Raw genomic sequence first — 22,999 nt, forward strand, 5'->3', positions numbered from 1 at the left:
GTCGTGGGCGCGCGCCCGTTTTGCGGCCAGGATCACCTCGTCTTCGGTGGCGTCGGGCCGGGCATAGCTGATGTTCTCGGCGATGGTGCGGTGGAACAGGGCCGGGTCCTGGGGCACCACGGCGATGGCCCGCCTGAGCGAGTTCTGGCTCACCTGGGTGATGTCCTGGCCATCGATGACGATGCGCCCGCCCTGCAGGTCGTAGAGACGCTGGACGAGCTTGACGAAGGTCGACTTGCCGGCCCCCGTAGGCCCCACCAGAGCCACCCGCTCGCCGGGCGCGATCAGCAGGCTGAAGTCGCGGTAGAGCGGGACCTCAGCCGACTTGTAGCGGAAGGTCACCCGGTCAAAGGCGATCTCGCCCCGTTGACCCCGGAAAGGCCATGCGCCGGGGGCGTCGGCCACCTGCGGTGGCGTCTGGGCGAACCGCGCCACGTCCTCGGTGTCGTCGAGCCCCTTCTGCATCATGCGGATGTTCTCGCCGATGTTGCGCAGATAGCCGCTCATCAGCATGAACGAGGTAATGGCGAAGGCCACGTCGCCGGCCGTGGCCTGGCCCTGAGCCCACAGCCGCAGCAACAGGCCGGTGAGGCCCGCCTGCAGCACCACCAGGATCAGGTTCTGGATCAGCCAGATGTCGATGAACCGGGTCCAGGTGATCAGCACCTGCTGGCGCCACAACGCGGTCACGCCGCCGATCCGCGCCTCCTCGCGCGGCTCCGCGCCGAAGCTCTTGACCGTCGGATTGGACGAGATTGAATCCGCCACCGCCCCGCCGATACGGCTGTCCAGCGCGACCGACCGCAGGTTCGCAGGCCGCACATACATGATGGTCAGGATGAGGTTGGAGGCGATGTAGAAGGCCACTACGCCCAGCGCGAACAGGCCCACCGCCGGCCAGCGGGTGATCATGAACACCGACAGGCCCACCAGCACCAGCACCGCCGGGCCCAGCCAAAGCACCACCGCATCCGACACCGAATCGTAGCCCCACATGGCCCGCGACAGCTTGCGCACGGTGGATCCCGCGAACGTGTCGGCGTGCCAGTCCGCGGAATAGGACTGCACCCGCTGGAAGGCCTCGTCGGTCATCTCCTTCATCGAGGACGCCGCCATGGGATTCCAGAACCTGAATGCGATATTGCGCGCCACGGAGAAGGCCAGGTAGACGCCCACGAACCAGCCCCAGGCGCCCCAGGCGATGTCCGGGCGCGAGGTGTCGCCGGCCACCGCGTCCACCAGTCGGCCCGCCGCCCATGGCAGCGCCAAGTCGAAGGCGATGGCGAGGATCATGAACCCCACCGCGGTCCAGAACAGCCATGGTCGGCGCATCCAGAAGCCGGCGATGAACCCCAGCACCTTGCGGTTGGAGAGCACGCGCTCCTTGGTCTCTTCGCTATCCTCGTAGTGGTCGGTCATGGTCTCAGGTCTCGAAAAGCGAACCCGACGGCGGCGCGGCCCCCTTGGCGGGGCGGTGCGCGCAGCGTGGTCGGGCGCGGAATGGGACGATCGGGGTGGCGCGGGAGCGGCTGGAGCTCCGGCGGACCGCGGGCACGGGAAGTGACCTCGATCTCAGGGCCAGACGTGGCCTCGGACGAAGTCTTCCGGTTGCGTTAGGAGCGCGGCGGCCCGGCGAGCCGGCGGAGGGGCTTCGTGGTGAAATGTCGCATCGTCACGAACCTCCGCGCCAGTCGCTGGAGGCCGGAGGCTAGGCCCACCGATTCCGAGCGTCAAGGAACCGCGTTCGGCTAAACCTTCACCGGCCGCGCAAGCCTGCGGCCAGCGGCATTTCGGCAACACCCGGCCTCTGCTAAGGCCCCTCTCATGGCCGCCACCGCTCCCCTGCCCGACGCCATGCCCGCCAACTGGGTGGACCGCCACGCGCCGGCGCCGCTGCGGCCCTGGCTGAAGCTCGGGCGGTTCGACCGACCCACCGGGATCTGGCTGCTGATGCTGCCGGGCTGGCAGGCCATCGCCCTGGCCGATGGCGCGTTCTGGGCGGGCGCGCGCCTCTTGGTGATGTTCTTCCTGGGCGCGGCGCTGATGCGCGCGGCCGGCTGCGCCTACAACGACATCGTCGACCGGGACGTGGACGCCCAGGTCGCCCGCACCGCCGGGCGGCCGATCCCGTCGGGCCAGATCAGCGTGCGGCAGGCGTGGGGCTTCGTGGCCGGCTGCTGCGCCGCGTCGCTGGCGATCCTCGTGACCCTCCCGCCCCTGGCCATCGTACTGGGCGCCGCCTCGCTGGCGCTGGTGGCGGCCTACCCCTTCATGAAGCGGATCACCTGGTGGCCGCAGGCGTGGCTGGGCCTGACCTTCAACTGGGGCGCGCTGCTGGGCTATGCCGCGGCCACCGGAGAGGTCCGCCTGCCGGCCCTGCTGCTCTACGCCTCGGGGATCTTCTGGACCCTGGGCTACGACACCATCTACGCCATCCAGGACCTGGAGGACGACGCCCTGGCCGGGGTGAAGTCCTCGGCCCGCAGGCTGGGCCCCCGCGCGCCCACGGCGGTGGCAGGCTTCTACGCCGCCAGCGTGATCTTGGCCCTCGCGGCCGGCCTGTCCGCCGGATTGGGCCTCCTCTTCCTGCTGGGCCTCGCCGCCTATGCCCTGCACCTGGGCTGGCAAGCGCGGCGGGTAAGGGTCGAGGACCCGGCGCGGGCCCTGGCGCTGTTCAAATCCAACACCTGGGCCGGGGGCCTCCTGGCCGCGACCTTGCTGGCGGGCGTGATTTCCTGACGCGGGGTCATCCTGTTTTCCCTCAGGGTTTGGCGCTACAATGCGCCCATGGCCGCCGCTGCCCGTGTGAATCCCAAGACCCTGTTCGCCCCCGACGAGTGGGCCCCGCTGGCGCGCCGGTCGTCGTGGAAGGGCCTGGCGCTGATCGCCCACGCCTGGGGGGTGATTGCGCTGGCCGTCGCCATGGCGGTGGTCTGGCCCCTCACCATCCCCCTGGCCATCGCCATCATCGGCGCGCGGCAGCTTGGCCTAGCCATCCTGATGCACGATGCGGCGCACGGCGCCTTGCACCCCAGCCTGGCGGTGAACGACTGGGCCGGCGACCGGCTGACCACCGGGGGCTTGCAGGCCTATCGGACCTATCACCTGGGGCATCATAAATACGCCCAGCAGGCGGAGGACCCGGACTTGGTGCTGTCCGCGCCGTTCCCGATCACGCCCACATCCCTGCGCCGCAAGATCATCCGCGATCTGACCGGCCAGACCTATTACAAGCTGCGTTGGTCGGGCCTGGTGCAACGCATCTCCAGGCGCCCCGCCGCGGAGCCCCTGTGGCCGATCCTGACGGACGCCGTCTGGCAGCGCCGCCGGTTCTTCACTGGCATGGTGGTGACGGGGGCCCTGACCGCGCCCTTCGGGTTTTGGTGGGTGTGGCCGGTGTTGTGGCTGGTCCCGCAGGCCACCTGGCTGCCCATGGTCACCCGGCTGCGCAACATCGCCGAGCACGCCTGCGTGGGTAAGGACGAGCCCGACCCGTTCCGCCACGCCCGCACCACCCGGGCCAACTGGCTGGAGCGGGCGTTCATCGCGCCCTACTACGTGAACTATCACTGCGAGCATCACATGTTCATGCATGTGCCCTGCTACAGCCTGCCCCGGGCCAGCCGGCTCCTTGCGCAAAAGGGGGTGACTCGAAAAATGCTGACGGCGCCGGGCTATTTAGACGTGCTCAGGCAAGCCACCTCGAAGCCTCTGGCGGCGTGATCGTCCCCACGGCGGAGGGTCGGCGAAGCCTCATCCTCGACAACACCCGCCTGCAGGCGCCGCCGCACACGCCGGAGCTGTCTCTTTACCTCGCCGAGGAGATCACCCCGATCTGGCGGATGACTGAGGAGGCTCTCCAGGAGATCGGCCTGCCGCCGCCGTTCTGGGCCTTCGCCTGGGCCGGCGGCCAGGCCCTGGCGCGCTATGTGCTGGACAATCCGGAGGTGGTCGCAGGCAAGCCGGTGATCGACTTCGCCTCAGGCTCCGGGATCGTCGCCATCGCCGCGGCCCGGGCCGGCGCGGCGCGGGTGCTGGCGGCTGACATTGACCCGTTCTGCGGCGCGGCGATCGGGTTGAACACCGCCGCCAACGGCGTCGCCTGCGCGTTCACCGACGTCGACCTGCTGAACGCCCCTGCCCCGGCGTGGGCGCAGGTGATCCTGGCCGGCGACATCTGCTACGAGCGGCCGATGGCCGGACGGGTGATGGCCTGGTTGGGCGACGCCAAGGCCGGGGGCGCTACGGTGCTGATCGGCGATCCGGGCCGCAGCTACTTCCCCCGTGAGGGGCTCACCAAGCTCGCCGAGTACCAAGTGCCCACCACCCGGGAACTGGAGGACATGGCGATCAAGAAGGCCTGCGTCTGGACTCTCGTCTAGGCTGGGGCTAGCCTGGAACAAACATGGAACTTATGGGAGCGAGCCATGCGCGAGGACGGCAAGATTGACTATGTGGAGCTGCCCGGCCGGGACGTGGCGGCCACCAAGGCCTTCTACGTCCAGGCGTTCGGCTGGACCTTTGTCGACTACGGGCCGGAGTACGCGGCCTTCGAGGGCGCGGCGGTGGACGGCGGCTTCAACGGCGACCCGACCGACCAGCCGGCCAAGCCCTTGGTGATCCTCTACGCCCACGACCTGGAAGCCATGGAGGCCAAGGTCCGCGCCGGCGGCGGCCAGGTGATCCGCCCGATCTATAGCTTCCCCGGCGGCCGGCGGTTCCACTTCCGCGACCCCAGCGGCAACGAGCTGGCGGTGTGGAGCGAAGGGTGACTCCGAGAGGCTGGTCTATCTATGGTGGCTAGGCCGCGAGGCACGGAATCGGGGGATGTCATGCGTTTTTTGTTGGGTATGGCGATGGTCTTGGCGATGGCAGGTTCTGCCGCCGCTCAGCCCAAGATCGATCCCGCTACGGCGGCGATGGCGGCTGTCCCGCCGCTTCCCGCGGGCGCGACGGTGCGACCCGTCGCTCTCACCCGAGTGAAGTTCCAGGTTCGCGACGACCAGAATGTCGGGACATTCTGGTACGGCGTGATCTGCATCCAGCCCGAGCCCGTCACCTTCAAGGAGGTGGCCAAGGATTTGGAGAATCTCGAAGATGTCTTTGGAGAGGAACTCAAGGTCGCGGGATTCACGCCGCACAAGGATCCCGGCGGCCTGTTCACCGATGCCGAGGCGCCGTCGAGCGATCTGCAGGTGGGCGCCCTGGTCAAAGGGGTCGACGCCTCCTACTGCGGCAGCCTCATCAACACCTCCGGCAAGATCAAGATGGACATCGAGTGGCAGGTCTATTCCACCCTTCGCCGGGAGGTGGTCGCCACCATCCAGACCGGTGAGACCGCCCAGCGCCGAGTGGGGGGCCGCGGGCAAAAACGTTCCCTCCCCCAGGACGCCTTCGCCGCCAACGTCCGCAAGCTGCTGTCCGACGAGAGCTTCCGCGCGGTGGTGCTCGCCGCGGACGCCCCAGATGTCCGGGCTTCCTCCCAAGGCGTCAACGCCCCCATCAGCCTGAAGGGGATGCACCGCGAGGTGACCGCCATCGCGGACGCCCCCGGGTCCGTCGTAGCGATCTTCGCGGGTTCCGGTTTCGGCAGCGCCGTGCTGATCTCCAGCGACGGATATCTGCTGACCAACCAGCATGTGGTCGGCGCCGCACAGACCGTGCGCGTGCGTTGGTCCGATGGCTTTGAAACGACCGGCAAGGTCATCCGCACAGACAAGCGCCGCGACGTGGCCCTGGTGCAGACGGAGCCGCGCGGCCGGGCCCCCCTGGCATTGCGCCGCGACCGGCCGGCGGCGGGGGCGACAGTGTTCGCCATCGGAACCCCGCTCGATCCGAAGCTGCAGAGCACGGTCACGCGGGGGATTGTGTCGGCCAATCGTGTGATCGAGGGATTCAGCTATATCCAGAGCGACGTGCCGGTCACCCACGGCAACAGCGGCGGCCCGCTTCTGGATGAAAAGGGTGCGGTCGTCGGACTCACCAATTGGGGTTTCCGGCCCGGTGGCGAATCGAACAATCTCAACTTCTTCATTCCCATAGGCGACGCGATGGACTTCCTGTCGCTGAAGCCCGCCAGCTAGGCTCCTACTTCTAACCGCGCACCCCCCGGCTAAGGTGTCGGCCAGTCTGTCACCCTGGAGCCCACATGCGCCGCCGCACTTTCCTCGCCGCCCTTCCCGCCGCCGTGGCCGCGCCGGCCTTCGCCGACAGCCGCAGCGACAACCCCAACCGTAACCGCCCCGACGTGCGCGGCGGCGACCGCATCGATGGGGCCACCTTCGCCAGCCGCAGCACCGTGTGGGGTGCTCACGGCGCCGCGGCCACTGCGCATCCTCTGGCCACGGTGGCGGCGCTGGACATCCTGCGGGCGGGAGGCTCCGCGGTGGATGCCGCCATCGCCGCCAATGCCGTGCTGGGCTACGCCGAGCCGATCGCCTGCGGGATCGGCGGCGACTGCTTCGTGTTGCTGTGGGATCCGAAGACCCGGCAGGTCATCGGCCTGAACGGCTCTGGGCGCAGCCCGCGGGGGCTCAGCCTGGAGACTGTCCGCGGCCGCGCCAGGAACGGCCGTATCCCCTCCTATGGCGCCGTCTCGGTGAGCGTGCCCGGCGCGGTGGACGCCTGGTGGAGCCTGCACCAGCGCTACGGCAAACTGGCTTGGCGCGACCTGTTCGCGCCCGCCATCCGCCACGCCGACGAGGGCGCACCGGTCACCCAGAACGTGGCCTATTACCTGGAGCGCTCGAACCGCAACTTCACCGCGCCCGGCGCCGGCTCGGAGGAGGTGGAGAACTTCAAATCCGTCTGGACGCGGGACGGCCGCACGCCGCGGGAAGGCGAGATGTTCCGCAATCCCGGTCTCGGGCGCACCTACAAGCTGATCGCCGAGGGCGGCGGCCGGGCCTTCTACGAGGGCGAGATCGCTCAGACCATTGAACGCTACTTCCAACGCATCGGCGGCTGGATGACCCGCGCCGATCTGGCCGCCCACCGCTCAGAGTGGGTCAAGCCGGAATCCGCCAGCTACCGCGGCGCAGACGTCTGGGCCCTGCCGCCCAACAGCCAGGGCCTGGCCACCCTGCAGATCCTCAACATGATGGAGACCTTCGACATTCGGGCCATGGGCTTCCAGTCGGCGGCCTCGATCCACCATGGCGTTGAGGCCAAGCGCCTGGCCTTCGAAGACCGCGCCCGGTTCTACGCCGACCCGGCATTCTACCGCGCGCCCATCGACTGGCTGATCTCCAAGGACTACGCCCGCCAGCGCGCCCGGCTGATCCGCCCGGATCGGATCATGACCGGCGTCCGTCCCGGCCAGGCGCCCAGCCGGGGCGACACCACCTATTTCACCACCGCCGACGCCGACGGGATGATGGTCTCGATCATCCAGTCCAACTACCGCGGCATGGGCTCTGGCCTGATGCCCGACGGCCTGGGCTTCATGTTCCAGGATCGCGGCGAACTGTTCGCCCTCACTGACGGCCATCCCAACGTCTATGCGCCGGGCAAGCGTCCGTTCCAGACGATTATTCCGGGCTTCGCCACCCGGGGCGGCGAGCCCTGGCTGGCCTTCGGGGTGATGGGCGGGGACATGCAGCCCCAGGGCCAGGCGCAGATAATTTCAAACATGGTGGATTTCGGCCTGGGGCTGCAGGAGGCCGGCGACAGCCCGCGCTGGCACCACGAGGGCGGCCTGGAGCCCACCGGCGAGGCCCTGGACCCCATAGGCGTGCTCAACCTGGAGACCGGGGTGCCGCGGGCCACCCAGGCGGCGCTGGCGGCCATGGGATGGAAGCTGGCGCCCGCGCCCGGCGGGTACGGCGGCTACCAGGCCATCGAGCGCTGGCCCGGCCGCTACGCGGCGGCCACCGAGATGCGCAAGGACGGCGTGGCGCTCGCCTGGTGAGGGAGCACCCATGACCCAAGACGAGATGAAAGCCATCGTGATGAGCTTCCCCGGCGCTGAGGAGGGCATGAGCTACGGCTCGCCGGCCTTCAAGGTGAACGGCAAGTTTTTCACCCGCCTGCGCCGCGACGACCAGAGCCTGGTGCTGATGGACGTGAGCTTCGACGAACGCGAGATGCTGATGGAGGCGGAGCCCAAGACCTTCCACTTCACCGCGCACTACAAGGACTACCCCTGCGTCCTGGCCCGCATGGAGAGCCTGCACGCCGGTTCGTTTCGCAACTTCCTGGAACGCCGCTTCCGTAGGATCGCGCCGCGCAAGCTGGTGAAGGAATGGGAGCAGGCGGAAACCTAGAACTCGTCTTCGATCATCGAGCGGAAATCCTCGAACACCTGCTTGGCCTGTTCGTCAGTGGGCGGTTCGGCATCCAGCGCCTCGGTCGCCACGGGCGCGCCGCCGGTCAGCCGGCCGGCCACCGCGCCGTTGTGGACGAGGATCACCTCCTCGCCCTGCGCCACGGCGGTGAGCAGGGCGGTGAGCCGCGGCGGCAGGTCGTCGAGGTCAATGCGGATCATCGCCGCCATCCTAGACCTGGGCGGGCGTGACAGGCGAGGCCTTGGGCACTAGCGTCCGCCCGCAGTTGGCGGAGGGACCATGGCCTATCGGTCCATGCGGGAATTTCTCGAGAAGCTAGAGCGCGCCGGCGAGCTGGTGCGGGTGAGCGAACCCGTCTCCACGGTCCTGGAGATGACCGAGATCGCCCGGCGGTTGCTGGCCTCGGGCGGGCCGGCGGTGCTGTTCGAGAAGCCAGTCCGCGCCGATGGCGAAATCTCCTCCATGCCGGCCCTGGTCAACCTGTTCGGCACCGTCAAGCGCGTGGCCATGGGCGTCACCCTGGAGGGCCGCGAGCGGACCACCGCGGCGGACCTGCGCGAGGTGGGCGAGCTGCTGGCCTTCCTGCGCGCCCCGAATCCGCCGCGGGGCCTGAGGGACGCTTTGGACATGCTTCCCATGGCCCGCACCGTCATGGCCATGCGCCCGCAGGTGGTGAAGAAGGCCCCGGTGCAGGAGGTGGTGCTCACCGGCGCCGACATCGACCTGTCGCAGCTGCCCATCATGACCTGCTGGCCGGGGGAGCCGGCGCCCCTGATCACCTGGCCGCTGGTGGTCACCAAGGGGCCCTCCACGGAGCGTGAGGACGACTACAACCTGGGCATCTACCGCATGCAGGTGCTGGGCAAGGACCGCACGATCATGCGCTGGCTGGCGCACCGCGGCGGCGCGCAGCACCTGCGGCGCTGGAAGGCCGAGGGCCGGCGTGAGCCCCTGCCCGCCTGCGCGGTGATCGGCGCAGATCCAGGGACCATCCTGGCCGCCGTCACCCCGGTGCCGGACACGCTCTCGGAATACCAGTTCGCCGGCCTGATGCGCGGCGCCAAAGTCGAGCTGGTGGCGGCCAAGACGGTGCCCCTGATGGTCCCCGCTAACGCGGAGATCGTGCTGGAGGGCCACGTCCTGCTGGACGAGTACGCCGACGAGGGGCCCTACGGCGACCACACCGGCTATTACAACTCCGTCGAGAAGTTCCCTGTGTTTCAGATCAGCGCCATCACCATGCGGCGCGACCCGATCTACCTGACCACCTTCACCGGGCGGCCGCCGGACGAACCCAGCGTGCTGGGCGAGGCGCTCAACGAAGTGTTCATTCCGCTGTTGCGCCAGCAGTTCCCGGAGATCGTCGACTTCTGGCTCCCGCCGGAGGGCTGCTCCTACCGGATCGCCGTGGTGTCGATGAAGAAGGCCTACGTCGGACACGCCAAGCGCGTGATGATGGGCGTCTGGAGCTACCTTCGCCAGTTCATGTACACCAAGTGGGTGATCGTCGTGGATGACGACATCGACGCCCGCGACTGGAAGGACGTCATGTGGGCGATCTCCACCCGCATGGACCCGGCCCGGGACATCACCGTGGTGGAGAACACCCCCATCGACTACCTGGACTTCGCGTCGCCGCAGAGCGGCCTGGGCTCGAAGATCGGCCTCGACGCCACCAACAAATGGCAGCCGGAAACCCACCGCGAGTGGGGCGAGAAGCTGGGCATGGACCGGGCTACCGTCGAGGCGGTGAACGAGATGTGGTCCAGGCTCGGCCTGCCCGGTCCGGGAACGCCCGTGGACTGACGGCTTGCGCGGCGCGGCGAAACGCCCGCAACTGCCGGCCTGATCTGGGGAGGATCTGCGATGGATGTGTCGGCATCGGCGCACGCGGCCGCGCTCTGGGTGGGGCTGCACCTGGTCCTGCTGCTGGCCCTGTCGGTCCTGGTGGTGCGCCAGCGCCGCAAGCACCGGGTGACCCTGGGCGACGGCGGGGTTCCGGCCCTGGCCCAGGCCTCGCGGGCCTTCGGTAACGCCACGGAGTATGTGCCCTCGGCCATGGTGGCGGTGGCCGTGCTGGCCCTGGTGGGCGCACCCACCGTGCTGATCCACGTCATCGGCTTCGTGCTGCTGGTCGGCCGGGTTCTGCACGCCGTCGGCCTGTCGCGCAGCGGCGGCGCCTCGGCGCTGCGGGCCATCGGCGTGCTGGCCACCTGGCTGGCCTTCATCGCCGCAGCGGTGGCCCTGCTGTTCTACGCCATCCCCTAAAGTGTCAGGGCGTCGCTTGTCGCAGCCCTCCTGCTCGGCCATATGGCCCAGATGGACGAAAACCTGCTGAACGACGTCGTCGCCGCCGCGTTGAAGGCCGGCGCCGACGCAGCCGAGGCTGTGGGCGCCGAGCGCCGCAGCCTGTCGATCAATGTGCGCATGGGCGACCTGGAGGAAGTGGAGCGCGAGGAGTCCCGCGACCTGGGCCTGCGGGTGTTCGTGGGCCGCCGGCAGGCCACCGTCTCCGGCTCCGATATTTCGCCCGAGGCCCGGGGCAAGCTGGTGGAACGCGCCGTGGCCATGGCCCGGCTCGCGCCGGAAGACCCATACGCTGGCCTCGGCGACCCGGACCAGCTGGCCCGCGGGCCCCTGCCCGACCTCGACCTCTATGACCCCGCCGAGCCCTCGCCCGAGGCCCTGGAGGACAAGGCCCGCATCGCCGAGGCCGCCGCCCGCGCCGTCCCGACGGTGACCAACTCCGATGGCGCCTCGGGCTCCTGGTCCTCCGCCCGCTGGACCATGGTCACCAGCGCCGGTTTCACCGGCGTGCACCGCGCCTCGGGCTTCTCCATCGGCGCCTCGGCCATCGCAGGCGGCCAGGATGGCATGGAGACCGGCTACGACGGCCGCTCCGTCCGCTGGCAGTCCGACCTGCCATCGCCCGAGAGCCTTGGGGCCGAGGCCGGCCGCCGGGCCGCCGCCCGCCTGGGCGCGCGCAAGATCGCGTCGACCACCGCCCCGGTGATCTTCGAGAACCGGCTGGCCGCCTCGCTGATGGGGCCATTGATCGGCGCCATCTCCGGCCCCGCCATCGCCCGCGGCACCTCGTTCCTGAAGGGGAAGCTGAGCCAGCAGGTATTCGCCAAGGGGATCTCCATCACCGACGAACCGCACCGGGTGCGGGGCCTGGGCTCCTCGCCCTTCGACGACGAGGGGGTGGAGAACCGCCGCACCGAGATCATCGCCGACGGGGTGCTGACCACCTGGCTGTTGAACACCTCCAGCGCCAAGCAGCTCGGCCTGACCACCACCGGCCATGCGTCACGGGGCCTGGCTGGCCCCCCCGGCGTCGGGCCCTCCAACCTTACCTTCCAGCCCGGCGACCGCGACCGGGCGCAGATGATGAAAGACGCCGGCTCCGGCCTGGTGGTCACCTCGATGTTCGGCCCGTCCCTGAACGGCAACACCGGCGACTGGTCGGTGGGCTGTTCCGGCTTCTGGTTCGAGGGCGGCGAGCTGGCCTATCCGGTGAGTGAGATCACCGTGGCCGGCAACCTCATCGACATCTACGCCCGGGTGGTCCCGGGTTCCGATCTGGAGATCCGTGGTTCCGCCAACGCGCCTTCGCTGATGATCGACGCGCTGGCCATCGCTGGCCGATGACCGCGGCTGACGCGCCCGCCGACGACCTGGCCCTGATCGTCGCGGCCGCCCACGAGGCCGGCGAACTGGCGGCGGAGCTGCGCGACCGCGGCCTCAGCGTCAGCTACAAGGCCGGCGATTCCCCAGTGACCAACGCCGACTTCGCCGCCGACCGGCTGCTGCTGGACCGCTTGGGCGGCGCGCGGCCCACCTACGGCTGGCTGTCGGAGGAGACCGCCGACGATCCCCGCAGGCTGGCCAAGAAGCGGCTGTTCTTGGTCGATCCCATCGACGGCACCCGCGCCTTCATCAAGGGCAAGCCCTGGTGGGCGGTCTGTATCGCAGTGATCGAGGGCGACAGGCCGATCGCCGGCGTCGTGTTCGCCCCGCAGGTCGGCGAGACCTACGCCGCCACGCTTGGCGGCGGCGCCACCCTGAACGGCCAGCCGATCCGCGCCAGCGAGGTCGACACCGTCGAAGGTTGCGGCATGGTCGGCGATCCGCAGATGTTCGCCCACCCCGGCTGGCCTGTCCCTTGGCCGCGGATGCGGATCGAGCCGCGCAACTCAACTGCCTATCGGATGTGTCTGGTGGCGGCGGGCGCGTTCGACGCCACCGTCGCCCCCGTGGCCAAGCACGACTGGGACCTGGCGGCCGCCGACCTGATCGCCAGCGAGGCCGGGTGCTTCGTGGGCGACCATGCGGGCGAGATCTTCCGCTACAACCAGCGTCGGCCCATGCAGCGCTCGCTGATCTGCACGGCGCCGGGGCTCGCCCCATTGATCCTGGAGCGGGTCAGGCCTATCGCCGTGCCAAGCTGACCAACCCAGGCGTCCGAAGGCCACCCATGCCCGACAAGCAACTGCTCCACCTCGTCATCGGCGGCGAACTTGCCGACCTTGAGCATGTCGAGTTCCGCGATCCGACGAAGGTCGACTTCGTGGGCGCTTATCCGAACTACGAGCTCGCGCTGCAGGCCTGGCGGCACAAGGCCCAGGCCACCGTCGATAACGCCCTGATGCGCTACTTCATCATCCACGCCCACCGGCTGCTGGATCCCGAGGACGACCAGGACCACCACTGAGGCGGCAGACTACTCCCGCCGCAGCAGCTTTTCGGTGAGCAGGCTGCCGATCATGCCGGCGCGGAACTTCGCCTTCATGCCGGGCGGGTCGTACATCGGGCTCTGCACCCAATCCAGGAAGCTCATCCCGGCGGGCTCGCCCTCCTGGAGGTACCGCTCGAAGGTGTAGTCCAACACCCCGGTCTTGCCCTGCCGCACATGCAGGTAGCGCAGGTGGAGCTGGTCCATGGCCTCGCGGATCGTCCGGCCCTTGCGAAAATGCATGTAGAGCACGCTCATGATGCCCGCCCGGTCCGCCCCGGACTTGCAGTGCATCAGCGCCGGATAGGCGATGGTCTCGAACAGCCGCTTGGCGCCCAGCACCCGGTCGCGGCTGGGGACCTCCCGCGAGGTGATGGTGAAGTCGACCAATTCCAGACCCAGCCTCTTGCAGGCGTCCTTCTCCAGGGCGTGGAAGCTGGCGTCGAAACCGCCTCGCAGGTTGATGACGGTGCGGACGCCTCGGGCCTTCCAGGCGGCCAGCTGGTGCGGCCAGGGCTGGTTGGTCCGGACCAGCTCGTCCGAGATCCAGTGCGCGTTTGAAAAGCCCAACCTGAGGTAGGCGTGGTCGTTCCACAGGTAGTCGGCATAGGCCCGCGCCCGGCCGGTGGCGGAGGAGAGGTCGAATCCGGGGGCGGCGGGCGCGCTCGTCATGCGCCCCTACCTAAGGGTTGAAAGGCCGCTGCGGAAGCCGGCGTGGCGGCCGGCGGCTTGACCTTCGCCGCGCATCGGCCGATCCCAGGTCGATGAGCGAGCCCAGCCCGCCCGAGCTTTCCGCCCGCGCCCTGATCGGCCGGGTGGCTCGCGTCTACATGGCGCCGCGCTGGAAGGGATGGCTCACGGCGCTGGTGGCCGCCATCGGCGTAGCCTTCTTCTCCACCAGGCTAGTGCAGATCCTGGAGCCGGCCACCAACGACCTGATGGTCAACCACAAGCCGGGCATGCTCATCGCCCTGCCACTCACCATCGCCTTCTACGCCATCGGCCGCACGGTGGCCCAGGTGGTGCAGGCCTCCCTGGTCAACCGGATCGGCAACGCCGTGGTGGGCGACGTGCAGGTGCAGCTGTTCGCCAAGCTGGTGCGTGCAGACCTGGCCAGACTGCGCAGCCAGCACTCCGGCGCCTATGTCTCCTCAGTGCTCTACGACGCGGGCCTGATCCGCGAGGCCGCCACCGCCGGCGTCATCAACTACACCCAGCACCTCTTGACCGTGATCGGCGCGATCACGGTCATGGTCTCCAACGACATGATGTTGTCCCTGGTGCTGGTGGCCGCGGCCCCGATCGCCACGGTGATCATGCGCAGGTTCTCCCGCAGGACCAGCAAGGCGGCCCGCGGGGCCATGGTCGAGACCTCCGCGCTTTCCACCGCGATCATGGAAAGCCTCGACGGCGTTCGTGTGGTGAAGATCGAGAACCGCGAGGCCTATGAAGAGGCCCGGGTGGCCGAGGTGGTGCTGCGCCGCCAGAACCACTTGGTGAAGGGCGCCAATGCGCGGGCCCGGGCGGCGCCGGCCACCGAGTTGCTGATGACCCTGATCACCGCCGCGGTGATCGCCTACGCTGGCTGGCGCTCGCAGAGCGGCGACATGACTGTCGGCGCCTTCGTGGCCTTCATCGCCGCCCTGGGTGTCGCCTCCCAGTCGCTGCGGCAACTGGCCAACCTGCAGACGGTGATGGCTGAGGGCATGTCGGCAGGGCGCAGGCTGTTCGCCGCCCTGGACGTGGAGCCGGAAGTCCGCGAGCGGGCGGGCGCCCATCCGCTCCCCGCCGGCCGCGCCACCATCGGCTTCGAAGGCGTCGGCTTCGCCTATGGCGGCCAGGCGCCGATCACCCTGCAGGGCGTCACATTTGAGGCCCATCGCGGGGAAACTGTCGCCTTGGTGGGGCCGTCCGGCGGCGGCAAGACCACGATCCTCAACCTGATCCCGCGCTTCTATGATCCCACCGAGGGCCGCGTGCTGATCGACGGGACGGATGTCCGCGACGTGACCCTGGCCTCCCTGCGCGACCAGATCGCGCTGGTCACCCAGGAGCCGTTCCTGTTCGACGACACCATCGGCGCGAACATCGCCTATGCGCGCCCCACCGCGACCGCCCAGGAAATCGAGGAGGCAGCCCGGGCTGCGGCCGCCCATGACTTCATCACCGCCTTGCCTGGCGGCTACGGGGCCCAGGTCGGAGAGGCGGGCGCGCGGCTTTCCGGCGGCCAGCGGCAGCGCATCGCCATCGCCCGCGCCTTCCTGAAGGATGCGCCGATCCTGTTGCTGGACGAGGCCACCAGCGCGCTCGACACCGAGAGCGAGGCCCAGGTGCAGGAGGCGCTGAAGCGGCTGATGGCCGGGCGCACCACCATCCTGATCGCTCACCGGCTCTCCACCGTGCGCGGGGCGGGGCGGATTTATGTCATCGACCGGGGCCGGATCGTCGAGACCGGCGACCATGCCAGCCTGATCCGCAAGCGCGGCCTCTACGCGCGCCTCGCCCGGAGCCAGGACCTGGAGGCGGAGACCGCCGCTTGAAGGCCCTGATGCGCAGCGACGGCGTCCAGGCGGTGCTGAGCTGGCTGCTGGCGGCCTATCTGCATGTGGTGCTGCACACCGTGCGCTGGCGCCACGAGAGCCTGGACCTGATCGAACCGGTGCTCGCCGGCGAGGGCGGCGCCATCGGTCTGATGTGGCACGGCCGCATACCCATGTGCCTTTCCGTGGCGCCTCAGTGGTGGCGGAAGCGGACCAAGATCCTGGTCTCGGCCTCGGCGGACGGGGAGTTCATCGCCCGCGCCCTACACCTTTCGCGGTTCGGCACGATCCGGGGCTCGTCCGCCAAAAAGGGCGACTCGACCAAGGCCCGGCAGGCCGTGGCCGCCGTCCGCGAGTCCGTCGCCTGGGTCTCCGGGGGCGGTTGCCTGGTGGTGACACCGGACGGCCCGCGGGGGCCCAACGAGGTGATCGCCCAGGGCGCGCTGCAGATCGCGCGGCGCTCCGGGGCGCCGGTCTACCTGATGGGCATGGCGGCCAGCCCCTCGCTCAGGATCCGCAGCGCCTGGGACCAGGCCATGCTTCCGCTGCCGTTCGGCCGCGGCGTGGTGGTCTGGGAGGGCCCGCTTCACGTGCCCCCCGACGCGGACGACGCCCTCATCGGGCGCCTGCAGGCGGCGTGGTCACAGCAGTTATCCGCAGCTACCCGCCGCGCCGAGGGCCTGGCTGTAGGCCCAGCGCATTGATCCACGCTGACGCGGATGAGACATAGGGGCGACATGGCGCACGCCCATCACGACCACGGCCACCACCCTCACGCCCCCACCGACATGGGGCGCGCCTTCGCCATCGGGGTGGCGCTGAACACCGCCTTCGTCCTGGCCGAGGTCGCGGCGGGCTTTTGGTCGGGGTCGATGGCGCTGCTGGCGGACGCCGGCCACAACCTCTCCGACGTCCTGGCCCTGCTGCTGGCCTGGGGCGCGGCGGTGCTCGCCCGCAGAGCGCCGGCCGGGCGCCGCACCTATGGCCTGCGCAAAGCGACCATCCTGGCGTCCCTGGCCAATGCGGTCCTGCTGCTGGTGGCGGTGGGCGCGATCGTATCCGAATCCGTGCGCCGGCTGTCAGAGCCAGCCTCTGTCGCCACCACCGTGGTGATGGCCACCGCGGCTCTGGGCGTCGTCATCAACACCGCCACGGCGCTGCTCTTCATGCGCCGCCGCCACGAGGACCTGAACGTTCGCGGCGCCTTCCTGCACATGGCCACCGACGCCGCGGTCTCTCTGGCCGTGGTGCTGGGCGCCCTGGCCATGGCGGTGACCGGGATCCTGTGGATCGACCCGGCGTTGAGCCTGGCCATCGCCGCGGTGATCGTCATAGGGACCTGGGGCCTGCTACGCGATTCCGTGGACCTGGCTCTCGACGCCGCGCCCAAGGGGGTCGATGTGGAAGAGGTCCGCCGCTGGCTGGCCAGTCAGCCGGGGGTCAGCGAGGTCCACGACCTGCACATCTGGGCCATGAGCACCACGGAGACGGCGCTGACCGCCCACCTGATCCGCCCGGAGAATCCCGACTGCGACCGCTTCCTGCAGGCGGCGTCCGAGGGCCTGGCCCACCGCTTCAAGATTGGCCACGCCACCCTGCAGGTGGAGACCGACGCCGCCAGCGCCTGCCGCCTGGCCCCCGCCGAGGTGGTGTGACTACGCCCGGCCGCACCCTGCCGCTGGCGATCTACGGCGTCGCGACCGCCCTGCTCGAGCCGCTGGCCTCCATCCTGCTCCGCCGTCGCGCGGCGCGGGGCCGGGAGGACCCGGCCAGGCTCGGGGAGCGCCTGGGGCGTGCCGGCCTGGCGCGCCCGGCCGGGCCGCTGGTCTGGCTGCACGGGGTCAGCGTCGGCGAGACCCAGTCCCTGCTGCCGCTGATCGAGGCCCTGCGGGCGCGGCGGCCTGCCTTGACCCTGCTGGTGACCTCAGGGACGGTCACCGCTGCCGAACTGCTGGCTAGGCGCCTGCCCGGCGGCGTCCTCCACCAGTACGCGCCGGTGGACAGCCCTGCCGCCGTGAGGCGCTTCCTGGACCACTGGCGGCCCGACGCTGGCCTGCTGGTGGAAAGCGAGCTCTGGCCCAACCTGATCCTGGCCGCGCAGGCCCGCGGCGTCTCACTGGCGCTGCTGTCGGCGCGGATGACCGAAGAGAGCGCCCGTGGCTGGACCCGGGTCCCGCGATCTGCCCGCCGGTTGCTGCTGGCGTTCGACGCCGTGCTGCCGCAGGACGCCACCACCGAGACGCGTCTGCTTGGCCTGGGTGCGGAGACCGGGCCCCGCCTGAACCTGAAGCTGGCCGGCGCGCCACCACCGGTGGATGCGGCCCTGGTCGAGACGCTGCAGGCCGGGGTCAGCGGGCGCCGCGTGGTGCTGGCGGCCAGCACTCATCCCGGCGAGGAGGCGCTGATCGCCGCCGCCTTGATGTCCGGAGCCGAGGCCGCCCTGCTCATCGTCGCGCCCCGGCATCCCGAACGGGGCGCGCAGGTCGGGCAGGTGCTGAGGGACCAGGGTTTCGCCGTCGCCCGGCGGTCGTCGGGCGAGCCGCTGACGCGCACCACCACAGCCTATGTGGCCGACACCCTGGGGGAACTCGGCAGCTTCATCGCCCTGGCCGACGTGGTGGTGATGGGCGGCAGCTTCGTGGCCGGCGTCGGCGGGCACAATCCGCTGGAGCCGGCCAGGTTGGGGGCGGCCATCGTGACCGGGCCGCACGCCTTCAACGCCGCCGATGTCTATGCCGAGCTGTTCGCCCAGGCCGCCGCCATCGAGGCCAGGGACGTCCACGCCCTGGCGCGGCACATCAAGGGTCTGCTGGCCTATCCGGAGATCGCCCGGCGCACCGGCCAGGCCGCCCGCGCCTATGCCGCGCGGCAGGGCAAGGCGCTGGAGGCGGCGTTGGCCGTCATCGAACCCCTGTTGCCCGCGTGAAGCTGGCCACGCCGCGCTGGTGGTACGTCCGCGACGGTCGCTTCATGCCGGTCACCCGCGCCCTCCTGACGCCGCTCTCGTGGATCTGGGCGGGCGTGACCGCGAGGAGGATCACTCAGGCTACCCCTGCAGATCCCGGCGTCCCAGTGATCTGCGTCGGCAACCTGACCATGGGCGGCGCCGGCAAGACCCCGGTGGTCCGTGAGATCGCCGTCCGGCTGGCGGCCAGGGGTCTCGGCGTCCACCTGCTGGCACGGGGTTACGGCGGCCGGCTGAAGGGGCCACTGCGGGTCGATCCAGCCGTCCACGGCAGCGCCGAAGTGGGTGACGAGCCGCTGATGCTGGCCAGGGACTATCCCGTCTGGATCGCCCGCGACCGGGCGGCGGGCGCCCGAGCGGCCGCGGACGCCGGCGCCCAGGTGGTGGTGATGGACGACGGCCACCAGAACCCCTCGGTGAAGAAGGCGCTTTCACTGTTGGTGGTGGATGGCGAGACCCGCCAGGGCGAGTGGCCGTTCGGCGACGGCCGGGTGTTCCCCGCCGGCCCCATGCGTGAGCCGCTGGGCGCCGGGCTGGCCCGGGCCGACGCAGTTGTCGTGCTGCTTCCTGGCGATCTGCGGGTTGTTTCGGGCGATCTGCTCAGCATTTTCGGCGATACACCAACCTTCAGCGCCCGCCTAGTTTCCACCGCGCCGCCGCCCCCCGGCCCCCAGATGGGCTTCGCCGGGGTCGGCAAGCCATGGAAGGTCGAGCGCGCCCTGAAAGCGGCTGGCTGCGAGCTGCTGGACTTCCAGGCTTTCCCGGACCACTTCGCCTATGACGCCGCGACCCTGGAGCGCCTCGCCCGCCACGCCCAGGCCCACGGCGCCGGCCTGGTGACCACGGAGAAGGACTGGGTGCGTCTGCCGGCAAACTGGCAGGCCCGGGTGAGCGCTTGGCCGGTTCGCGCGGTGTTCACGGACGAAGCGGCGCTGGACGCCCTGCTGGCGCGGATCGTCCCCTAGGCGCCGGCCTTCACGGCGTACTTCCAGCTGGCCTCGGCCAGCAGCGGCACGCGGGCCTCCATGGCGGTGGCCTGGGGGCTGTTGGCGGTGCCGTCGCGCACCCGACCGACGATGCCCTGGCAGATGCCGGCCAAGCGGAAGAGGTTGTAGGCGAAGAACCAGTTGAGGTCGGGAAGGCCCGTGCGACCGGTCAGGCGACAGTACTCGGCGACCACCTCCTCGATGGTCGGGATGCCGTGGGCCTTCAGGTCGGGGATTTCGGCGATCGAGCTGTTGACCCAGTTCATCAGCGTGTAGGTGAAGTCCGCCAGGGGTTCGCCAAGGGTGGAAAGCTCCCAGTCGAGCACCGCGATCACCCGCGGCTCCGAGGGATGGAAGATCATGTTGTCCAGCCGGTAGTCGCCGTGCACCACGCTAGTGCGCTCCTGTGCAGGGACGGTCTGCGGCAGCCAGGCGATCAGCCGTTCCATCTCCTCCAAGTGGGCGGTCTCCGAAGCCTTGTACTGCTTGGTCCAGCGGTCGACCTGGCGGCCCATGTAGTTGCCGGGCTTGCCGAAGTCGCCCAACCCGATGGCCTCGTGGTCGGTGCTGTGCAGGTCGGCCAGGGTCTTGATCTTGCCCATGAAGATGGCGTGGCGCTCGGCGGGCGCGTACTGCGGGAGCTGCTGGTCCCAAAGGATCCGGCCCTCGACCATATCCATGACGTAGAACCAGGTGCCGATGACGCTGTCGTCCGTGCACAGACCATAGGTCTTGGCGACCGGGAAACCGGTGGTGCCCAGGGCGGTGATCACCCTGTACTCGCGGTCCACGGCATGGGCCGAAGGCAGCAGCTTGCCGGGCGGCTTGCGGCGCAGAACGTACTTCTGGCCCGGAGTGATGAGCTGGTAGGTGGGGTTGGACTGGCCGCCTTTGAATTGGCGGACTTCCAGCGGCCCGGCATAGCCCGCGACGTTGGCTTCCATCCAGCGCGTCAGGGCGGTCTCGTCGAAGCGGTGGGTCTCGGCGACGGCCTTGGTGCCGGTGTTGAGCTGCTCGCGCTCCTGCTCGGCAGTGTCGGTTCCGGCCATGGCTCCATCCCTCGTACGCGTGTTTGACGCCACCTTACCGGGGGGGCCGCCGCGGGGGCAAGGCGCGCCGGTCAGCGGCCCAGCGCGCGCCAGCCGATATCGCTGCGGTGGAAGCCGTCCGGCCAGTCGATGGCGGCCACCGCAGCATAGGCCCGGTCGCGGGCCTCCTGGAGGGTATCGGCCCGCGCGCAGACGTTCAGCACCCGTCCGCCGGCGGCGCGCAGCACGCCCTCGTGGTCGAGCATCGTGGCGGCATGGAAGACCTCGACGCCCTCGAAGTCCGCGTCGGCGCCGGCTATGGCGCCGCCAGCCTTGGGCGCCCCCGGATAGCCGTCCGCAGCCAGCACCACGCAGATCGCCGGATCGTCCGACCAGGCCGGCGGCGGCATCTGGTCCAGCTTACCGGTGGCGCAGGCCAGCAGGTAGGGGACCAGGTCGCTGTCCAGTCGCAGCATCAGGACCTGGCACTCCGGGTCGCCGAAGCGGGCGTTGAATTCTACGAGCTTGGGTCCGTCCCGGGTGGCCATCAGCTCCACGAACAGCACCCCGCGGTAGGGCGCCCCGTCCGCGGCGATCCCCCTTAACGCCGGCTCCACCAGCCGGGCGTGGACCTGTTCCACCAGTTCGGGCGTGAACACCGCGGCGGGGGAATAGGCGCCCATGCCGCCGGTGTTGGGGCCCCGGTCGTTGTCGAAGGCCCGCTTGTGGTCCTGGGCCCAGCCGAACAGCTGGTGCGTGGCCCCGTCGCAGATGGCGAACAGCGAGCCGATCTCGCCCTCCAGGAACTCCTCGATCACCACCCGCGCTCCGGCCGCGCCGAAACGGCCACCGAGCGCGTCGTCGATGGCCGCCTCAGCCTCGGCGCGGTCCGCCGCCACCACCACGCCCTTGCCGGCCGCAAGACCGTCGGCCTTGACCACATAGGGCGGCTGGAAGCGGTCCAGGGCCGCCTTGGCCGCATCCGCCTTGTCACAGACCACATAGGCCGCCGTGGGCAGGCCGTGGCGGTCGCAGAAGGCCTTGGTGAAGGCCTTGGAGGATTCCAGCTGGCCCGCGGCCGCGGAGGGGCCGAAGCAGGGTACGCCCACGGCCTCCAGGGCGTCGGCGAGACCCGCCTCCACGGTCACTTCGGGCCCGATCACCACCAGGTCAGCGGCGATCTCGGCGGCCAGGGCGACCAGGGCCGGGACGTCGGCGGCGCCCACATCACGCACTTCGCAGAGCCGGGCGATGCCGGGATTGCCCGGGGCCGCCACCAGACGGGTCAGCAGCGGCGAGGCCGCGATCTTCCAGGCCAGGGCGTGCTCGCGCCCGCCGGAGCCCACCAGGAGGATGTTCATGGTCGCGCGCTTTGGCGTGCGCGCGGGCGACGGTCAAGCCGAGACGGGCGTCCGCATCCAGGCCTGGGCGGTTTCGACGGCCTCCGGATTGGCCAGGCCGCGGACCGGGGAGGCGGGCCAGGTGGTCTCCACGATCACCCCGTCCGGGTCAGCAAGGCCATCAGGCGTCGACGTCCAGGGAGTAGCCGGCCGAGCGCACCGTGCGGATGGGATCGCCCTCGTCGGTGGCATTAAGCGCCTTGCGCAGGCGCCCGATGTGCACGTCCACGGTGCGCGCCTCCACATAGACGTCCGAGCCCCACACCGCATCCAGCAGCTGTTCGCGGGAGAACACCCGGCCGGGATGCTGCATCAGGTAGTCCAGCAACCGGAACTCGGTGGGGCCCAGGTGAATCTCGCCGCCCGCCCGCTTCACCCGGTGCGCCACCCGGTCGATGACGATGTCGCCGCAGCGGACCCGGTCCTCCGCCAGGCCCGGGCGCAGGCGGCGCAGGACCGCGCGGATACGGGCGGTCAGCTCGGTCATGGAGAACGGCTTGACCACATAGTCGTCGGCGCCGGTGTCGAGGCCGCGGATGCGGTCGCTCTCCTCCACCCGGGCGGTCAGCATGATGATCGGCAGGTTGCGCGTCTCGGTGCGCTGGCGAAGCCTGCGGCAGACTTCGAGCCCGGAGACGGAGGGCAGCATCCAGTCCAGGACCACGAGGTCCGGTTGGCGCTCATCGACCATCACGAGGGCTTCCTGGCCGTCGCCGCTGACGGCGACTTCGTAGCCTTCCTTCTCGAGATTGTACTGAACGAGGGTGGCCAGGGCGTCTTCGTCCTCGACCACCAGGATATAGGGCGTCATCGCGATTGGTCCTGCGCCTCCAGCGAGTCGAGCTTGGGCCGAGGTTGCAGCATCTCGTCGCCCGTGTGCTCGTAGTGGATGATCTCGGCGATGTTGGTCGCGTGGTCGCCGATCCGCTCCAGGTTCTTGGCCACGAACAGCAGGTGCGCGCAGGAGGTGATCATGCGCGGGTCGGCCATCATGTAGGTCAGCAGCTCGCGGAAGATGCTGTCGTAGTGCTCGTCCACCTCCTGGTCGCGGGTCCAGACC

Annotated in this window: 24 protein-coding genes; 17 read left to right on the forward strand and 7 right to left on the reverse strand. The window is 69.9% G+C overall.

Annotated elements, in window-relative coordinates:
• Positions 1 to 1,419 (reverse strand): ABC transporter ATP-binding protein (locus ACLL81_RS12670; protein WP_411288709.1); only part of this gene is annotated, 1,419 nt, incomplete at its 3' end.
• Between the two features lie 405 nt (positions 1,420 to 1,824).
• Here ACLL81_RS12670 and ubiA point away from each other — a divergent pair.
• From ubiA to ACLL81_RS12705, 7 genes are all read left to right on the forward strand, one after another.
• The gene (gene ubiA / locus ACLL81_RS12675; protein WP_411288710.1) at positions 1,825 to 2,739 is read left to right on the forward strand and encodes a 4-hydroxybenzoate octaprenyltransferase; all 915 of its coding nucleotides are present in this window, start codon (positions 1,825 to 1,827) and stop codon (positions 2,737 to 2,739) included.
• A gap of 48 nt (positions 2,740 to 2,787) precedes the next feature.
• Entirely contained in the window at positions 2,788 to 3,723 is a 936-nt protein-coding gene (locus ACLL81_RS12680; RefSeq protein WP_411288711.1) for a fatty acid desaturase family protein, read from the forward strand.
• Positions 3,720 to 4,382, forward strand: a complete 663-nt coding sequence (locus ACLL81_RS12685; RefSeq protein WP_411288712.1) for a class I SAM-dependent methyltransferase — start codon at positions 3,720 to 3,722, stop codon at positions 4,380 to 4,382. Before ACLL81_RS12680 ends, ACLL81_RS12685 begins: the two co-directional genes overlap by 4 nt.
• Before the next feature lie 45 nt (positions 4,383 to 4,427).
• Positions 4,428 to 4,772 carry a VOC family protein gene (locus ACLL81_RS12690; protein ID WP_411288713.1) on the forward strand — a complete coding sequence of 115 codons (345 nt, stop codon included), beginning with the start codon at positions 4,428 to 4,430 and terminating at the stop codon, positions 4,770 to 4,772.
• Positions 4,773 to 4,832: 60 nt separating this feature from the next.
• Entirely contained in the window at positions 4,833 to 6,083 is a 1,251-nt protein-coding gene (locus tag ACLL81_RS12695) for a S1C family serine protease (protein ID WP_411288714.1), read from the forward strand.
• A 65-nt stretch (positions 6,084 to 6,148) separates the two neighbouring features.
• A complete protein-coding gene (locus ACLL81_RS12700; RefSeq protein ID WP_411288715.1) occupies positions 6,149 to 7,909 on the forward strand; it encodes a gamma-glutamyltransferase family protein in 1,761 nt (586 codons plus the stop codon).
• A 10-nt stretch (positions 7,910 to 7,919) separates the two neighbouring features.
• Complete coding sequence (locus ACLL81_RS12705; RefSeq protein WP_411288716.1) at positions 7,920 to 8,264, forward strand: MmcQ/YjbR family DNA-binding protein; 345 nt, start codon at positions 7,920 to 7,922, stop codon at positions 8,262 to 8,264.
• On the opposite strand, the gene ACLL81_RS12710 is transcribed toward ACLL81_RS12705, so the two are convergent.
• The gene (locus ACLL81_RS12710; protein ID WP_411288717.1) at positions 8,261 to 8,485 is read right to left on the reverse strand and encodes a hypothetical protein; all 225 of its coding nucleotides are present in this window, start codon (positions 8,483 to 8,485) and stop codon (positions 8,261 to 8,263) included. The genes ACLL81_RS12705 and ACLL81_RS12710 overlap by 4 nt on opposite strands.
• Positions 8,486 to 8,564: 79 nt before the next feature.
• Between ACLL81_RS12710 and ACLL81_RS12715 the strand changes: the two genes are divergently transcribed.
• Genes ACLL81_RS12715 through ACLL81_RS12735 form a run of 5 tightly spaced genes read left to right on the forward strand, consistent with a single transcriptional unit; the run spans position 8,565 to position 12,999 of the window.
• Complete coding sequence (locus ACLL81_RS12715) at positions 8,565 to 10,091, forward strand: UbiD family decarboxylase (RefSeq protein ID WP_411288718.1); 1,527 nt, start codon at positions 8,565 to 8,567, stop codon at positions 10,089 to 10,091.
• A gap of 60 nt (positions 10,092 to 10,151) precedes the next feature.
• The gene (locus tag ACLL81_RS12720) at positions 10,152 to 10,553 is read left to right on the forward strand and encodes an MAPEG family protein (RefSeq protein ID WP_411288719.1); all 402 of its coding nucleotides are present in this window, start codon (positions 10,152 to 10,154) and stop codon (positions 10,551 to 10,553) included.
• A gap of 51 nt (positions 10,554 to 10,604) precedes the next feature.
• Positions 10,605 to 11,936 (forward strand): TldD/PmbA family protein, encoded by a 1,332-nt coding sequence (locus ACLL81_RS12725; RefSeq protein WP_411288720.1) that lies wholly within the window; start codon positions 10,605 to 10,607, stop codon positions 11,934 to 11,936.
• Positions 11,933 to 12,736 (forward strand): 3'(2'),5'-bisphosphate nucleotidase CysQ, encoded by an 804-nt coding sequence (locus ACLL81_RS12730; RefSeq protein ID WP_411288721.1) that lies wholly within the window; start codon positions 11,933 to 11,935, stop codon positions 12,734 to 12,736. The genes ACLL81_RS12725 and ACLL81_RS12730 overlap by 4 nt, the downstream gene beginning before the upstream one ends.
• 26 nt (positions 12,737 to 12,762) lie before the next feature.
• Positions 12,763 to 12,999: a DUF4170 domain-containing protein gene (locus ACLL81_RS12735; protein WP_411288722.1), complete on the forward strand. Its 237-nt coding sequence runs from the start codon at positions 12,763 to 12,765 to the stop codon at positions 12,997 to 12,999.
• A 9-nt stretch (positions 13,000 to 13,008) separates the two neighbouring features.
• Here ACLL81_RS12735 and ACLL81_RS12740 read toward each other — a convergent pair whose 3' ends face one another.
• Positions 13,009 to 13,692 carry a fused DSP-PTPase phosphatase/NAD kinase-like protein gene (locus ACLL81_RS12740; protein ID WP_411288723.1) on the reverse strand — a complete coding sequence of 228 codons (684 nt, stop codon included), beginning with the start codon at positions 13,690 to 13,692 and terminating at the stop codon, positions 13,009 to 13,011.
• A gap of 92 nt (positions 13,693 to 13,784) precedes the next feature.
• On the opposite strand from ACLL81_RS12740, the gene ACLL81_RS12745 reads away from it, so the two are divergent.
• Genes ACLL81_RS12745 through lpxK form a run of 5 tightly spaced genes read left to right on the forward strand, consistent with a single transcriptional unit; the run spans position 13,785 to position 19,490 of the window.
• On the forward strand, positions 13,785 to 15,560 hold the full coding sequence (locus ACLL81_RS12745; protein ID WP_411288724.1) for an ABC transporter ATP-binding protein: 1,776 nt from the start codon (positions 13,785 to 13,787) through the stop codon (positions 15,558 to 15,560).
• Positions 15,557 to 16,264, forward strand: coding sequence for a lysophospholipid acyltransferase family protein (locus ACLL81_RS12750; protein ID WP_411288725.1), 708 nt, complete (start codon positions 15,557 to 15,559; stop codon positions 16,262 to 16,264). Before ACLL81_RS12745 ends, ACLL81_RS12750 begins: the two co-directional genes overlap by 4 nt.
• A 15-nt stretch (positions 16,265 to 16,279) precedes the next feature.
• Entirely contained in the window at positions 16,280 to 17,215 is a 936-nt protein-coding gene (locus ACLL81_RS12755; protein WP_411288726.1) for a cation diffusion facilitator family transporter, read from the forward strand.
• Positions 17,212 to 18,486, forward strand: a complete 1,275-nt coding sequence (locus ACLL81_RS12760; RefSeq protein WP_411288727.1) for a 3-deoxy-D-manno-octulosonic acid transferase — start codon at positions 17,212 to 17,214, stop codon at positions 18,484 to 18,486. Before ACLL81_RS12755 ends, ACLL81_RS12760 begins: the two co-directional genes overlap by 4 nt.
• On the forward strand, positions 18,483 to 19,490 hold the full coding sequence (gene lpxK, locus ACLL81_RS12765; protein WP_411288728.1) for a tetraacyldisaccharide 4'-kinase: 1,008 nt from the start codon (positions 18,483 to 18,485) through the stop codon (positions 19,488 to 19,490). The genes ACLL81_RS12760 and lpxK overlap by 4 nt, the downstream gene beginning before the upstream one ends.
• On the opposite strand, the gene ACLL81_RS12770 is transcribed toward lpxK, so the two are convergent.
• The 4 genes from ACLL81_RS12770 to ACLL81_RS12785 form a co-directional block, all read right to left on the reverse strand.
• Positions 19,487 to 20,560 carry a phosphotransferase gene (locus ACLL81_RS12770; protein ID WP_411288729.1) on the reverse strand — a complete coding sequence of 358 codons (1,074 nt, stop codon included), beginning with the start codon at positions 20,558 to 20,560 and terminating at the stop codon, positions 19,487 to 19,489. The two genes, lpxK and ACLL81_RS12770, sit on opposite strands and share 4 nt — an antisense overlap.
• A 71-nt stretch (positions 20,561 to 20,631) precedes the next feature.
• Entirely contained in the window at positions 20,632 to 21,900 is a 1,269-nt protein-coding gene (gene purD, locus ACLL81_RS12775; RefSeq protein WP_411288730.1) for a phosphoribosylamine--glycine ligase, read from the reverse strand.
• 160 nt (positions 21,901 to 22,060) lie between these two features.
• On the reverse strand, positions 22,061 to 22,750 hold the full coding sequence (gene phoB / locus ACLL81_RS12780) for a phosphate regulon transcriptional regulator PhoB (protein WP_411288731.1): 690 nt from the start codon (positions 22,748 to 22,750) through the stop codon (positions 22,061 to 22,063).
• A partial coding sequence (locus ACLL81_RS12785; RefSeq protein ID WP_411288732.1) for a phosphate signaling complex PhoU family protein occupies positions 22,747 to 22,999 on the reverse strand: 253 nt, incomplete at its 5' end. The genes ACLL81_RS12785 and phoB, both read right to left, overlap by 4 nt.

The organism is Phenylobacterium sp. (genome assembly GCF_046590535.1).
Lineage (GTDB): Bacteria > Pseudomonadota > Alphaproteobacteria > Caulobacterales > Caulobacteraceae > Phenylobacterium.

Bases quoted from the DNA above. Each gene is read 5' to 3' on its own strand.
- ubiA (WP_411288710.1), top strand. From the start codon at position 1,825: ATGGCCGCCACCGCTCCCCTGCCCGACGCCATGCCCGCCAACTGGGTG.
- ACLL81_RS12680 (WP_411288711.1), top strand. From the start codon at position 2,788: ATGGCCGCCGCTGCCCGTGTGAATCCCAAGACCCTGTTCGCCCCCGAC.
- ACLL81_RS12690 (WP_411288713.1), top strand. From the start codon at position 4,428: ATGCGCGAGGACGGCAAGATTGACTATGTGGAGCTGCCCGGCCGGGAC.
- ACLL81_RS12695 (WP_411288714.1), top strand. From the start codon at position 4,833: ATGCGTTTTTTGTTGGGTATGGCGATGGTCTTGGCGATGGCAGGTTCT.
- ACLL81_RS12700 (WP_411288715.1), top strand. From the start codon at position 6,149: ATGCGCCGCCGCACTTTCCTCGCCGCCCTTCCCGCCGCCGTGGCCGCG.
- ACLL81_RS12705 (WP_411288716.1), top strand. From the start codon at position 7,920: ATGACCCAAGACGAGATGAAAGCCATCGTGATGAGCTTCCCCGGCGCT.
- ACLL81_RS12710 (WP_411288717.1), bottom strand. From the start codon at position 8,485: ATGATCCGCATTGACCTCGACGACCTGCCGCCGCGGCTCACCGCCCTG.
- ACLL81_RS12715 (WP_411288718.1), top strand. From the start codon at position 8,565: ATGGCCTATCGGTCCATGCGGGAATTTCTCGAGAAGCTAGAGCGCGCC.
- ACLL81_RS12720 (WP_411288719.1), top strand. From the start codon at position 10,152: ATGGATGTGTCGGCATCGGCGCACGCGGCCGCGCTCTGGGTGGGGCTG.
- ACLL81_RS12725 (WP_411288720.1), top strand. From the start codon at position 10,605: ATGGACGAAAACCTGCTGAACGACGTCGTCGCCGCCGCGTTGAAGGCC.
- ACLL81_RS12730 (WP_411288721.1), top strand. From the start codon at position 11,933: ATGACCGCGGCTGACGCGCCCGCCGACGACCTGGCCCTGATCGTCGCG.
- ACLL81_RS12735 (WP_411288722.1), top strand. From the start codon at position 12,763: ATGCCCGACAAGCAACTGCTCCACCTCGTCATCGGCGGCGAACTTGCC.
- ACLL81_RS12740 (WP_411288723.1), bottom strand. From the start codon at position 13,692: ATGACGAGCGCGCCCGCCGCCCCCGGATTCGACCTCTCCTCCGCCACC.
- ACLL81_RS12745 (WP_411288724.1), top strand. From the start codon at position 13,785: ATGAGCGAGCCCAGCCCGCCCGAGCTTTCCGCCCGCGCCCTGATCGGC.
- ACLL81_RS12755 (WP_411288726.1), top strand. From the start codon at position 16,280: ATGAGACATAGGGGCGACATGGCGCACGCCCATCACGACCACGGCCAC.
- ACLL81_RS12770 (WP_411288729.1), bottom strand. From the start codon at position 20,560: ATGGCCGGAACCGACACTGCCGAGCAGGAGCGCGAGCAGCTCAACACC.
- purD (WP_411288730.1), bottom strand. From the start codon at position 21,900: ATGAACATCCTCCTGGTGGGCTCCGGCGGGCGCGAGCACGCCCTGGCC.
- phoB (WP_411288731.1), bottom strand. From the start codon at position 22,750: ATGACGCCCTATATCCTGGTGGTCGAGGACGAAGACGCCCTGGCCACC.